The sequence below is a fragment of the Mycobacterium shunyiense genome (assembly GCF_058270075.1).
In genome coordinates this window covers 24,444-35,695 of the sequence record NZ_JBZDPU010000029.1, presented here as the reverse complement: position 1 = coordinate 35,695, position 11,252 = coordinate 24,444, and the positions used below count along the sequence as shown (strand labels likewise).

Below are 11,252 nucleotides of genomic sequence, written 5' to 3'. Positions count from 1 at the left end.
GTCTACCGGGCAGCAGCTGTCCTACGCGCCGTCACCCTCTGGCTTCTAGTTTTGTCAGACACGCCCTAGCCGCTGATCAGCCGCTCAGTTGTGCAACGCGCCGGTCGGACTCCACGAACGGGAGCAGGCCGTCGACCGTGACCGGCGCGTCCCAGGACGTCATCGCCCCCTGCATCAGGCCCAGGTGAATCGGGCAGATCACCTCGGGGCGTTCCCGTGCAATTTCCAGAAATGGGCAGTGCCGCAAGGAGATTTCGGAGCCTGCGGCGTCGGCCTCGGGGGCGAAGCCGAGGTCGTCGAGCAGGTCGACCAACTTCTCGACGGCTGTTCCATCGGCCGCATCGGAACGGGAGGCCGCCAACTGGGCACCCATCTTGCGCCCGGCCTCACCGGTGCCCGCGCCCGGCGCTTGCGCGGCCACCGACTCGGCCAATGCCTCGGCGAGCAACCGGTAGTGGCGCGGACCGCCAGGGTCCATGCCGCGGACCGCGGCGAACAGCTGTGGCGGTCGCCCAGGCTTGTCGCGTGCCCCGGTGACGCGGCGGATCTGTTCCTGCTCGAGCAGCGCGTCGAGGTGGAATCGCACGGTGTTGACGTGCACATCGAGTTTTTCCGCGATGGCCGCGATGCTCATCGGCGCATCGCTGTCGCGCAGCAGCATCAGGACATCGCGGCGCCTTCCCCGCGGCGCGTTCATGGCTGTTGCGGCGGCAGGCTCGCCACCAGCGGCGCGTCGGCGGCCACCGGCCCCAGTTTGGCCGCCCCGCCGGGCGAACCCAACGGCTCGTCCCGTCCCGGCAGCGTCTCGGAGAAGAACGCGTCGTTGTCCTCCTTGTAGGCCTCGAACTCGTCGGGCAGGTCGTCCTCGTAATAGATGGCCTCGACCGGGCAGACGGGTTCGCAGGCGCCGCAGTCCACACACTCGTCGGGATGGATGTAGAGCGCACGGGCGCCCTCGTAGATGCAGTCGACCGGGCATTCCTCGACGCACGCGCGGTCCATCACATCGACACATGGCTTGCCGATCACGTATGTCATGGCCCATAGTTTATACAAGGTTTGTTTGTAAAAACTGGAGCAACGCGATGACGGCACACACAACCTCATCCATCGGCACCGACCTCGTCAGTACGCGGCCTTTCCCGCCGCGCCTGGGGCCTCGCGGAAACCTGGTCTACAAGCTCATCACGACCACCGATCACAAGCTGATCGGAATCATGTACATGGTCGCCTGCTACGTCTTCTTCTTCACCGGTGGATTGATGGCGTTGTTCATCCGCACCGAACTTGCCGAACCCGGGCTCCAGTTCCTGTCCACCGAGCAGTACAACCAGTTGTTCACCATGCACGGCACCGTGATGCTGCTGTTCTACGCCACCCCGATCGTGTTCGGGTTCGCCAACCTCGTGCTGCCCCTACAGATCGGTGCGCCCGACGTCGCGTTCCCGCGGCTCAACGCGCTTTCGTTCTGGCTGTTCGTGTTCGGCGCGCTCATTGCGCTCGCGGGTTTCATCACCCCTGGAGGCGCCGCAGACTTCGGCTGGACCGGCTACGCACCACTCAGTAACGCCATCCACTCCCCCGGCGCCGGCGGCGACCTGTGGATCCTGGGCCTGGCCGTGGCCGGGCTGGGGACCATCCTCGGCGCGGTCAACATGATCACCACCGTGGTGTGTATGCGCGCGCCCGGCATGGTGATGTTCCGGATGCCGATCTTCACCTGGAACATCCTCGTCACCAGCATTCTGGTGCTGATGGTGTTCCCGCTGCTGACCGCGGCATTGTTCGGCCTGGCCGCCGACCGGCACCTCGGTGCCCACATCTACGACCCCGCCAACGGCGGAGCCATCCTGTGGCAGCACCTGTTCTGGTTCTTCGGCCATCCCGAGGTCTACGTGGTGGCGTTGCCGTTCTTCGGCATCGTCACCGAGATCATCCCGGTGTTCTCCCGCAAGCCGCTGTTCGGCTACACCACGCTGGTCTATGCGACGATCAGCATCGGCGCCTTGTCGATGGCGGTCTGGGCCCACCACATGTTCGCAACGGGAGCCGTTCTACTGCCGTTCTTTTCGCTGATGTCGTACTTCATCGCAGTGCCGACAGGTATCAAGTTCTTCAACTGGATCGGCACGATGTGGAAGGGGCAGTTGACCTTTGAAACACCCATGCTGTTCTCCGTGGGCTTCATGGTCACCTTCCTGCTCGGTGGACTGTCCGGAGTCATGCTGGCCAGCCCGCCGATCGACTTCCACGTCACCGACACCTACTTCCTGATCGCACACTTCCACTACGTGCTGTTCGGCACCATCGTGTTCGCCTCGTTCGGAGGGGTGTACTTCTGGTTCCCGAAGATGACCGGCCGGTTGCTCGACGAGCGCCTGGGCAAGATCCATTTCTGGTTGACGTTCATCGGTTTTCACACCACATTCCTGGTGCAGCACTGGCTGGGCAACGAGGGCATGCCCCGCCGTTATGCCGACTACCTGCCGTCGGACGGTTTCACCACGCTCAATGTGGTTTCGAGCATCGGCGCCTTCACCCTGGGCGTGTCGATGTTGCCGTTCGTATGGAACGTCTTCAAGAGCTGGCGCTACGGCGAACCTGTCGTCGTCGACGACCCGTGGGGCTACGGCAACTCACTGGAGTGGGCCACCAGTTGCCCGCCCCCGCGGCACAACTTCACCGAGTTGCCCCGGATCCGTTCCGAGCGGCCGGCTTTCGAACTGCACTACCCGCATATGGTCGAAAGGATGAGGGCCGAGTCCCACGTGGGCCGGCACTGAAACGACGGCGCCACTCCCGACGCACCACTCCCGACGTACCACTCCCGACGCACCATTGTCACGCTGGAGTGGCCCTCGTTTCCGAGAACCACTCCAGCGTGACAAAGCGGTCGGTCGAGCGGCGGATCACGCCTGCTTGAGAGCCTCGATTTCGAGGGTGATGGTGACCTTGTCGCCGACGACGGTGCCGCCGGTCTCCAGCGGCATGTCGATGTCGATGCCGAAGTCCTTGCGGTTCAACACGACCGAAGCCTCGAAACCGGCGACCGGACCCTGGCCCATGCCGGGGTTGACACCGTTGTACTCGAGCTTGAGGGAAACTGGCTTGGTCACTCCCTTGAGGGTGAAGTCGCCGTCGACGATGTAGTCGTCACCGTCGGGGCGCACGCCGGTGGAGACGAAGGTGGCAGTCGGGTGATTGTCGGCGTCGAAGAAGTCTGCGGACCGCACGTGCGCGTCGCGCTGCTCGTTGCGGGTGTCGATGGAGTTGACGTCGATGGTGGCGCTTACCGACGGCGTGCCGTCCTCGGCGACGGTGATCGCGCCACTGAACGTCTCAAAGCTGCCGCGGACCTTGCTCACCATGAGGTGGCGGACGGAAAAGTTGATCGACGAGTGCACGGGGTCGATGGCCCAGGTGCCTGCGGTCAGGTCGGTAGCTACTGCGACGGTCATGGTGTCTCCTTGGGTTGTGCGGCCCGGTCGTTCCGGCACCTTCAGCAGAAATAACCGGACCGTGGTCCGATTCAATTCCCCATTTTCGGGATTTTTCTGCCGATCCTCGGACGCAGGGCGCATCATTCTCTGATCCGCAATTTGCGTCACAGTCAATTTCAAGATCGGATCCCCAGGTATGCGCACTCTTATCGCCGCCACGGCATGTGCCGCAGCAACGACCGGCCTCGTCACAGCGCCAGTCGCCGGCGCCTATCCAAACTGCGCTGCGGCTCGCGCCGCCGGTGCCGCACCCCTCTACGCGGGGCAGCCCGGTTACAGCTCGAAGCTGGACCGCGATGGCGATGGTGTGGCCTGCGAGACCGGTGGAGGTGGCGGCGCATCAGTATCTGGCGGCGGCGGACTCCCGCTCTACGGCGGCGCGCCGGTCACGACGGGCCCGGCCAACCAAGCCCCGATGGCTCCGGTTATTACGGGCTCCGGCTACACCACCGTCGTCACCTGGACGGGCGCGAATTGCATCGACATCACGGCGCCATCCGGTGCGGCGGGCACCCTACAGACCGCCTCCCATTGTGGCGGCCGAGCCCAGTTGGTCAGCAGTGGCGTCGGTGACCAGATGGTCGGTGCCGATCCGGTAATCGGCGACGCATCCAGCCTCACCTGCGAGATCCTCGATGGGCGGCTGATGGACTCCGGAACCTCGGGCGACGGGCACGATGTCAACTGCCTGACGCGGGCAAGCGCGCTTTCGTAGTTTCGGTGGCGAGCGTCAGGCCGCCAGCGGCGAGTAATCCGTGGTGCGTTGACGGGCAGGGCGGCCGATGCCCTCGGCGATCGCGACGAGCTCGGCCACAGTTTTGGCCGAGCCGTTCTCGGAACCGGCCATCCGGGAGATGGTCTCCTCCATCAACGTGCCGCCGAGATCGTTGGCACCGCCGCGCAGCATCACCTGGGTGCGTTCGACACCGAGCTTGACCCAACTCGTCTGAATCGACGGGATCCGGCCGTGCAACATGATCCGGGCCAGTGCGTGGACCGCGCGGTTGTCGCGGTGTGTCGGCCCGGGGCGGGAGCCGCCGGCCAGGTACAGCGGCGAAGACTGATGCACGAACGGCAGCGGCACGAACTCGGTGAAGCCGCCGGTCTGGTCCTGGATGCCGCGGAGCACGTTGAGGTGGCCCACCCAGTGCTTGGGCGTATCGACGTGGCCGTACATCATCGTCGACGACGAGCGCAGCCCAACCTCGTGCGCGGTCGTCACCACGTTGATCCACTCCGAGGCCGGCAGCTTGCCCTTGGTGAGCACCCAACGCACCTCGTCGTCGAGGATCTCGGCGGCCGTGCCGGGGATCGATCCCAGCCCGGCCTCGCGCAGCGACGTCAGCCATTCGCGTACGGACAACCCGCTGCGAGTGACGCCGTTGGCGATCTCCATGGGCGAGAACGCGTGCACGTGCATCGAGGGCACGCGGGCCTTGACGGCCCGCACCAGGTCGGCGTAACCGGTGACGGGAAGCTCGGGGTCGATGCCGCCCTGCATGCAGACTTCGGTGGCACCGGCGACGTGCGCTTCCCAGGCCCGGTCGGCCACCTCGGCGGTGGACAGGGAGTAGGCGTCGGCGTCGCCCTTGCGTTGCGCGAAGGCGCAGAACCGGCAGCCGGTGTAGCAGATGTTGGTGAAGTTGATGTTGCGGTTGACGACGTAGGTGACGTCGTCGCCTACGACATCGCGGCGCAGCGAATCCGCCAGGGCGGCAACCGCGTCCAGCGCCGGACCGTCCGCGGTGGCCAACGCGAGGTACTCGTCGTCGCTGCAGCCGCCCGGATCACGTTCGGCGGAACGCAATGCGGCCAGCACGTCGGTGTCGACGCGTTCGGGCGCGCGGGCGGCCAGTTCGTGCACCTTGGCGCGGATCGACTCCCAGTCGCCGAACGCGCTGTCGAGGTCGCTTCGGGTCTCGGTGAGCCTGCCTTCGGAGTCGATCGCGGAGTGCAGATCGGTGCGGCCCAACGATTCTGATGCTTCGTCGGGTTCCTGCCACGGCCGCCCTACCGGGTTGACGTCGAGGGCGAACCCGGTGTCGGGGTCGGCGAGCGCGTCGACGTGCCCGCGCACCCGCGGATCGATCCAGGCCGCACCGGCCTGCACGTACTGCGGTTGGGCGGTGAGTCGCTGCACCAGGTCGTAGCCGGCCTCGCCGGTGACGTCGGCGAGATCGTCCAGTGCCGGCCAGGGCCGTTCGGGGTTGACGTGATCGGGGGTCAGCGGTGACACACCGCCCCAGTCGTCGACACCGGCGCCGATGAGCGCCAGGCATTCGTCGCGCGACACCAGATTCGGCGGTGCCTGGATACGCATCTTCGGCCCCAGCACCAGGCGGGTCACCGCGATCGTCGCGATGAAGTCGTCGATCCCGGCATCGGGCGTCGACGCCATGGCGGTGTGGTCCTTGGCCCGGAAGTTCTGCACGATCACTTCCTGAACGTGCCCGAACTCCTTGTGGGACTTGCGGATTGCGTGCATCGTCTCGGCACGTTCGGTCAGGGTCTCGCCGATTCCGACCAGCAGGCCGGTGGTGAACGGGATGGACAACCGGCCGGCGTCGTCCAGGGTGCGCAGCCGCACCGCTGGGTCCTTGTCGGGACTGCCGTAATGCGCCTCGCCCTTGACCTCGAACAGGCGCCGGGAGGTGGTCTCCAGCATCATGCCCATCGACGGTGCGACGGGCTTCAGCCGAGACAGCTCGGACCAGCTCATCACGCCCGGATTGAGATGCGGCAGCAGGCCGGTCTCCTCGAGCACGCGGATGGCCATGGCCCGCACGTAGTCCAGCGTGGAGTCGTAGCCGCGCTCGTCGAGCCACTGCCGGGCCTCGTCCCAGCGTTCCTCGGGACGGTCGCCCAAGGTGAACAACGCCTCCTTGCAGCCCAGCTCGGCGCCCCGGCGGGCGACATCGAGAATCTCGTCGGGCTCCATGTACATGCCCATGCCCTGGGCGCGCAGCTTGCCGGGCACGGTCACGAAGGTGCAGTAGTGGCAGGTGTCGCGGCACAGATGCGTGACGGGGATGAAGACCTTGCGCGAATAACTGACCGGAAGCCGACCGCTGGCTCCACGCCGGCCCGCCGATTCCAGGCCCGCATCGCGCACCCGGGCGGCACTGGCACACAGATCGGCCAGATCCTCGCCACGGGCGGTCATGGCGATCGCGGCCTCGTCCACATTGAGGGTCACGCCGTCACGGGCCCGGCGCAACACCCGGCGCAGAGCTGCCGAAGTGGGCGGCGCGCTGGGCGCAGCAGACTTCGGTGGGACGGCCGGGGTGGGCAGATCGGCGCCGTGCTGGGGGTTCAGAGCCACTTCCGTGTAACCCCGTCGTTGTGCACGATCATCCACGCGTCTCACATTCTGAAACCAATGCGCCCGGCATACCGGCCACAGTAGACCGTGCAAGTCACTGCAATGCGGGGCCCTTACTGGACACACAACTTAAAGGTGCGACGAATGGGTTGCCGACCGCGTAAGTTGTTTCCGTCGGGAAGGGGATACCGAGGGAGTCGTGATGTCCACAAGTGTTCGTACGTATCTCGTAGCGGGAGCCGCCGCAGCCACCGCCACCGCCATCGCACTCACCCCGGTACAGGCCGCCCCGGCCGACATTGCAGTCCCTGCACACCCGACATCGACTCAGCCGCAGCTGACGCAGGCGATGGTGGATCTGCTCGCCGCGGCGAGCCGGATGACCGCCGCGGTGGCGCCGAATCTCTCGGGTCAGACAGGCTCGGCTCCGGCTTTCGGCGCGGCGCCAGCCGCCGCGGCGACCGGCAATGTCACCGCGGCACCGACCGCGATCGCGATCGCCCCCAACCTGGCCAACACGATCGACCAGGTCTATGGGACGGTCGAGCCCTGGGTGCAGTGGGGATTCGAAGTCGGCGCATACGCACTCGGATGGATTCCGTGGGTTGGTGGATGGGCCGGCGGCCTGCTCATGGACGCCTACACATTTGGCCAATCCCTCGTCGCCAGCGGGGTCTACAACTTCACCGACTGGTTGCGCGGTGACGGCGGCATCATCCAGAACCTCGCCGACTTCGGCGTGGATGCCGTCCTGGCTGTCGCGTGGCTGGGCATCGACGTCGTCGGCACGTTCATCCCGCTGCCGCCAATCCCCCTGCCGCCGCGTCCGCCGCTGCAGGGACCGTTCCTGGCCAGCACGCTCGCCGCACCGACAGCAGCCCTCGAAGGCGCCGCCCAGAACCCGCTCACCCACCTCACCGATGCGATCACCAAGGCCCGCGACGACTTCGCCACGGCAGTCAAGTCACTGACCGAGGGGACCGGTCTCGCGACCCTCGCCGACCGGCTCAAAGAGCAAGCGGCGGCGACCGAAAAGACGCCGGTCACAGAAGTTGCCGGAAGCTCGGTCGACCAGGCCGTCGAAGGCGCCATCGATAACATCGAGAACGCTTCAGAGAACCTCGCGACCGGCCTGAACGAGACCGTCAACGATGTTGCGGGCAACGTCGGTCAGCAGTTCAAGCAGGTCACCGACGAGATCGGCGTGGTCCCGCGCTCGGTCCGTCAGTCGCTGCGGAACACCGTTGCCGACACGGCTGTCACCGACGCTGACACAGAAGAAGCCGTCAAGACCGACACCGACCAGGTCTCGGCCGGCAAGCCGGCGGCCCGTTCGGTGCGACAAGGCGTCCGCGCAGCGGTCGACAAGGCCACAACGGACGCGACGAAGGCCGGCGACGACGCACGTGACGCGGTGACGACGGCCGTGAAGAACGTGGCGCCGAAGCCGAAGACCAAGGCGGACAAGACGGATAAGACAGCTGCACCCAAGGACGCAAAGCCCAAGGATGCCAAGCAGTCCAAGAACTCCGGCGACACCGGCAAGGCGAAGAAGGACCGCAACAAGTAGGTCAGGGGCGGAGACGCCGTCGCAGCATCGCCACCGGTGGTAGCGCACCGGCGGCGATGAATATCAGCGAGCTGTAGGCCATCAGTCCTGGGCCGGCGAAGATGATGTCGCCGCCGGGCCCACCGAAGGTCATCGCGACGACGGCGGCCAGCCAGGTCCACAGTGGCAGCGCCGCCATCCGCATGGAGTCGGTCCAGTACATGGCTGCCCATACGAGCGCGGTGTTGACCGCTCCGGCCGCCAGCGCGCTCACCGGGAACGGGATCGGTCCAAGAAACGTAGGCAGCAGAAGTGCGCCTACGACGGCAGAGATGATGCCGTCAACCGCGAGCAGTGCCAGGACGATACGACCCAGCACAAGGTCCGAGGGCGGGGTCAGGTGGGAATGCTGTCGAGCAGTCCGACCATCGAACCCACCACCCACTGGTAGTTGTCAAAACGGTCCTGCCAGTGCTGCAGATTCGGATCCAGATCGGGGTCCATGAATGTCCCTTCGACGCTTCTGAGTGGCGAGCTTACCTCGTCCGGTTTTGGCTATTGCACGTTCAGTCCGGTCAGCAGGTCGGTTTCCCACCCGCGTGCGTCGCGCTCGCCCGCGTCGCCCGAAACCAGCACATAGTGCTCCTCACCGAGCAGTGGCAGGGCGAGGTTGTTGGACAGGGCGAAGGCGCTGCCGTCGGCGGCGACGGTGACCTGGGTGGCGTGCGCGCGCATCGCGGCGATCTTGGCGGGCAACTGGGCGGCGGCGTCGACGACGGCGTCGATCCGGTCGTCGGCGTATCCGAAGGGAACATCTCCGACATCGATCCGGATCCAGTCGGTCGGCACGTCCCGCAGGCTCTGGAGGCCGGCCCGCATCGCGGAGCTGGCCATGACCGTCCAATAGAACTTGGGCACGGCCCATCCGGCGGCCGCGACGGCCGCGGTGGTGACGCGGTGGGCTTGCTTGTGGTCGGGGTGCCCATACCCGCCGTCCGGGTCGTAGGTGACGACGACGTGCGGTCGCATCTCCTCGATGATGCGCACGAGTTCGCTCACGGCTTCGTCGAAATCGGCGTCGATGAAGCGCTGCTGCTTGCGCGCCGGTGAGCCCTCCATGCCCGAGTCCCGCCATCGGCCGGGGCCGCCCAGGAAGTGCGGTGCCCCGATGCCGAGTGCGCTCAGGGCCTTGGTCAGCTCGCTGATCCGGTATCCGCCGAGTTGATCGGCTTGGTCGACGGCCAACAGGGCGTAGCGGTCGCCGATGACCTCCCCCTCCTCTCCGAGGGTGCACGTGACCACCCGGACGTCGGCACCGCGCGCTGCGTAGTGCGCGATCGTGGCGCCGGTGGTGAGGGTCTCGTCGTCCGGGTGGGCGTGAACGAACAACAGTCGGGGCGTTTCGCTGGGCATCGTGACTGACGATAGCGACGGGCCGTGGGCGGCGCAGAAAGTCGAGCGCTGCCCCACCTCCGCGCCTACATTCACTCGAGTGACCCGGCGCGAGCTTGAGTTCGGCTGCAGCATCGTCGTGATCGGGCTGTTGGCGGGCGTCGCGGGGATGGCGACGACGGTCCTTCTGCACTTCGTCGAGCACCTCACCTATGACTTCACGTTCGGCTCGCTGCTCGACGGTGTCACCGGCAGCAGCCCGGTGCGACGCACGGTCGGACCGATGATCGGTGGCGCACTGGCCGGTTTCGGCTGGTGGATTCTGCGCCGGCACTACGTGGTACCCGGACTCGCCTCGACCATCGCCGATCACCGACCCATCCCCCGGGTAGCGATGACGGTCGATGCCGGGCTGCAGGTTCTGGTCGTCGGCGCGGGCGCGTCCCTGGGCCGTGAGGGCGCGCCGCGTCAGATGGCTGCGGTGCTCGGTGACGTCGGAACGTCCCGGTGGGCACTGACGCCCCACGACCGCGAGATTCTGCTCGCCTGCGCCGCAGGGGCCGGACTCGGCGCGGTGTACAGCGTCCCGGTCGGTGGCGCCCTGTTCACGATCCGGATCATGATGCACACGTGGCACCCGCGAGCCGTCGGCGCCGCGTTGATCACCTCGGCGCTCGCTGTGGCAGTTGCATCGCCGGTGACCCATGTGCGGGCTCCGCTCGATTGGCCGAAGCCTGAATTGTCCTATCTACTCACCGCTTTCGCCTTGGTGATGGCACCGCTGGCATTCGCGGTGGGGGCCGCCTTCAACCGGATCATGGCGATCGCGCGACCCGCCGCGCCGGTCACGTCGTGGCTGATAATCCCCGGCATTGCCCTCGCCGGGCTGTTGGTGGGCCTGGGTTCGGTGTGGTTGCCGGAGCTGCCGGGCAACGGCAAGAGCATTCTCACGGTCAGCCTGAACAGCGCCCTGACGGTGGGCTCGGCCGCGGCGATCCTGCTGCTGAAGCCGCTCCTGACGGCGATCTTTCTACGTGCGGGCGCGGTGGGCGGCATGCTGACGCCGTCGCTCGCGACCGGTGCGGCCCTCGGGTCCGTGATCGCTCTGTCGATCAACACCTGGACCGAACACACCGTGAGCATCGCCGCGGTGTCGCTGACTTGTGCCGCCGGCGTGCTTGCGGTGACGCAGCGGGCTCCCATCTGGGCGGCACTTTTTGTCTGGGAGTTGGCCCGTCCGCCGTACTGGGTACTGCTGCCGTTCCTCGCCGCCGCGCTCGCGGCCCACGGGCTGCAATCGCTTGCCGAGAAGCACCACGAGGTAATGGTCGACTGATTAGACCAGGCAAACTCGGCAACGAAATCCGTAGATTTTGAAACTGACCGAGCCTGCCACATAGTTGCCGACGCAAGCACGGTGCGAATACCGAGACCGCTGGTCCCATTAGTGGGCGGCGCCGCATCGATGGTGGCCGTGTTTTACAGATCA

At 66.4% G+C, this 11,252-nt stretch carries 10 protein-coding genes; 4 read left to right on the top strand and 6 right to left on the bottom strand.

All coding sequences use genetic code 11. The features are described 5' to 3' along the window. Positions 1-76: 76 nt before the first annotated feature. Both AC4ELH_RS27795 and fdxA read right to left on the bottom strand, forming a co-directional pair. Positions 77-697 carry a helix-turn-helix transcriptional regulator gene (locus tag AC4ELH_RS27795; protein WP_498887937.1) on the bottom strand — a complete coding sequence of 207 codons (621 nt, stop codon included), beginning with the start codon at positions 695-697 and terminating at the stop codon, positions 77-79. Further along, on the bottom strand, positions 694-1,038 hold the full coding sequence (gene fdxA, locus AC4ELH_RS27790) for a ferredoxin (protein ID WP_003882180.1): 345 nt from the start codon (positions 1,036-1,038) through the stop codon (positions 694-696). Before fdxA ends, AC4ELH_RS27795 begins: the two co-directional genes overlap by 4 nt. Before the next feature lie 47 nt (positions 1,039-1,085). Here fdxA and ctaD point away from each other — a divergent pair, with 47 nt between their 5' ends. Further along, the gene (gene ctaD / locus AC4ELH_RS27785) at positions 1,086-2,783 is read left to right on the top strand and encodes an aa3-type cytochrome oxidase subunit I (RefSeq protein ID WP_054603022.1); all 1,698 of its coding nucleotides are present in this window, start codon (positions 1,086-1,088) and stop codon (positions 2,781-2,783) included. A gap of 126 nt (positions 2,784-2,909) precedes the next feature. On the opposite strand, the gene AC4ELH_RS27780 is transcribed toward ctaD, so the two are convergent. After that, positions 2,910-3,458: a YceI family protein gene (locus AC4ELH_RS27780; protein ID WP_055120547.1), complete on the bottom strand. Its 549-nt coding sequence runs from the start codon at positions 3,456-3,458 to the stop codon at positions 2,910-2,912. 178 nt (positions 3,459-3,636) lie between these two features. Here AC4ELH_RS27780 and AC4ELH_RS27775 point away from each other — a divergent pair, with 178 nt between their 5' ends. After that, positions 3,637-4,215, top strand: coding sequence for an excalibur calcium-binding domain-containing protein (locus AC4ELH_RS27775; protein ID WP_448448986.1), 579 nt, complete (start codon positions 3,637-3,639; stop codon positions 4,213-4,215). 15 nt (positions 4,216-4,230) lie between these two features. Here the strand turns inward: AC4ELH_RS27775 and AC4ELH_RS27770 are convergent, their stop codons facing one another. Then, positions 4,231-6,822: a bifunctional FO biosynthesis protein CofGH gene (locus tag AC4ELH_RS27770; RefSeq protein ID WP_498887934.1), complete on the bottom strand. Its 2,592-nt coding sequence runs from the start codon at positions 6,820-6,822 to the stop codon at positions 4,231-4,233. Positions 6,823-7,024: 202 nt separating this feature from the next. Here AC4ELH_RS27770 and AC4ELH_RS27765 point away from each other — a divergent pair, with 202 nt between their 5' ends. After that, positions 7,025-8,392, top strand: a complete 1,368-nt coding sequence (locus AC4ELH_RS27765) for a hypothetical protein (protein WP_498887932.1) — start codon at positions 7,025-7,027, stop codon at positions 8,390-8,392. Between the two features lies 1 nt (position 8,393). Here the strand turns inward: AC4ELH_RS27765 and AC4ELH_RS27760 are convergent, their stop codons facing one another. Further along, a complete protein-coding gene (locus AC4ELH_RS27760; RefSeq protein WP_064960436.1) occupies positions 8,394-8,816 on the bottom strand; it encodes a hypothetical protein in 423 nt (140 codons plus the stop codon). A gap of 110 nt (positions 8,817-8,926) precedes the next feature. After that, positions 8,927-9,784 carry an N-acetyl-1-D-myo-inositol-2-amino-2-deoxy-alpha-D-glucopyranoside deacetylase gene (mshB, locus tag AC4ELH_RS27755; RefSeq protein WP_498887930.1) on the bottom strand — a complete coding sequence of 286 codons (858 nt, stop codon included), beginning with the start codon at positions 9,782-9,784 and terminating at the stop codon, positions 8,927-8,929. A 79-nt stretch (positions 9,785-9,863) separates the two neighbouring features. Here mshB and AC4ELH_RS27750 point away from each other — a divergent pair, with 79 nt between their 5' ends. Further along, entirely contained in the window at positions 9,864-11,099 is a 1,236-nt protein-coding gene (locus tag AC4ELH_RS27750) for a chloride channel protein (RefSeq protein WP_498887939.1), read from the top strand. The last annotated feature ends 153 nt before the right edge of the window (positions 11,100-11,252 follow it).

Coding starts and splice junctions, on each gene's coding strand:
- fdxA (WP_003882180.1), bottom strand. CDS start 1,038: ATGACATACGTGATCGGCAAGCCATGTGTCGATGTGATGGACCGCGCG.
- AC4ELH_RS27765 (WP_498887932.1), top strand. CDS start 7,025: ATGTCCACAAGTGTTCGTACGTATCTCGTAGCGGGAGCCGCCGCAGCC.
- ctaD (WP_054603022.1), top strand. CDS start 1,086: ATGACGGCACACACAACCTCATCCATCGGCACCGACCTCGTCAGTACG.
- AC4ELH_RS27780 (WP_055120547.1), bottom strand. CDS start 3,458: ATGACCGTCGCAGTAGCTACCGACCTGACCGCAGGCACCTGGGCCATC.
- AC4ELH_RS27775 (WP_448448986.1), top strand. CDS start 3,637: ATGCGCACTCTTATCGCCGCCACGGCATGTGCCGCAGCAACGACCGGC.
- mshB (WP_498887930.1), bottom strand. CDS start 9,784: ATGCCCAGCGAAACGCCCCGACTGTTGTTCGTTCACGCCCACCCGGAC.
- AC4ELH_RS27795 (WP_498887937.1), bottom strand. CDS start 697: ATGAACGCGCCGCGGGGAAGGCGCCGCGATGTCCTGATGCTGCTGCGC.